This is a genomic window from Pseudomaricurvus sp. ABR4_320, assembly GCF_056159445.1.
In genome coordinates this window covers 1-1144 of the sequence record NZ_JBSWVF010000070.1, presented here as the reverse complement: position 1 = coordinate 1144, position 1144 = coordinate 1, and the positions used below count along the sequence as shown (strand labels likewise).

Genomic DNA, 1144 nt, shown 5'->3' with positions numbered 1-1144 from the left:
TATGGTGTCTATAACTCAGAACCCGAACTCATAGCGAGATCATGGCATGGGAAGACCCATTAAGTTACTGCAACTCTCAGAAGAAGAGACTATCGAACTAAAGCGTTGGCTGCGGCGTCGGAAGATGCCTGCAGCGGAGCAGCAACGGGCGAGAATCATTTTATTGAGTGCTGAAGGATTATCGGGTAGAGCCATTGGTGACCGTGTTGGTGTAACGGCGGAGACCGTTGGAAAGTGGCGCCGTCGATTTGAACAATACAGACTTGAAGGTTTAACGGATGCGCCTCGTGCAGGACGCCCGCGCAGCATTAACGACGATAAAGTTACCGAGGTTATTAGCAAGACCCTGCAAACTAAACCGGCCAATGCAACGCATTGGTCGACGACGTTGATGGCAGAAGAGACGGGGCTCAATGCGATGGCGATCAGCCGAATATGGCGGGCATTTGGATTGAAGCCGCATCGCCTGGAGACATTTAAACTTTCTACAGATCCCCATTTTGTTGCCAAGGTTCACGATATTGTTGGGTTGTATATGAACCCACCAGACCGGGCGTTAGTGCTCTGTGTCGATGAAAAGAGTCAGATTCAAGCGTTAAATCGTACCCAGCCGGCACTACCTTTATCGTTTGGGCATGTAGAGACACAGACACATGACTATATCCGCCACGGGACAACGACACTCTTTGCTGCGCTAGATGTTGCAACGGGCGAGGTTATTGGCAGGCTACACCAGCGCCATCGGGCTAAAGAATTTCTTGCCTTCCTGCGGGCGATTGACCGGGAAGTACCAAAAGAGCTGGATATTCATTTAATAATGGATAATTACGGTACGCATAAAACTGAAAAAGTACGGGCTTGGTTTGCTGCCCGCCCTCGCTATCATGTCCACTTTACCCCAACATCAGCGTCTTGGATAAATCTTGTGGAGAGGTTCTTTGCATTGATTTCTCAGCGTTGGATTAAACGAAATTCACACCGCAGCACACGGGAATTGGAAGCGTCCATCCGAGAATATTTAGCGCTCCATAACGAAGATCCACAACCCTTTGTATGGAAAAAAACTGCAGATCAAATTATTGAATCTATTGCCCGGCTCTCAGAGAATCTGAAAACCGGGCGAACTTTTGTTAAAGGACACTAG

1 protein-coding gene is annotated in these 1144 nt (G+C 48.5%); it reads left to right on the top strand.

Annotated features, from left to right (window positions below):
• Positions 1–46 precede the first annotated feature (46 nt).
• Positions 47–1144: an IS630 family transposase gene (locus ACXAFR_RS27395; RefSeq protein WP_475183352.1), complete on the top strand. Its 1098-nt coding sequence runs from the start codon at positions 47–49 to the stop codon at positions 1142–1144.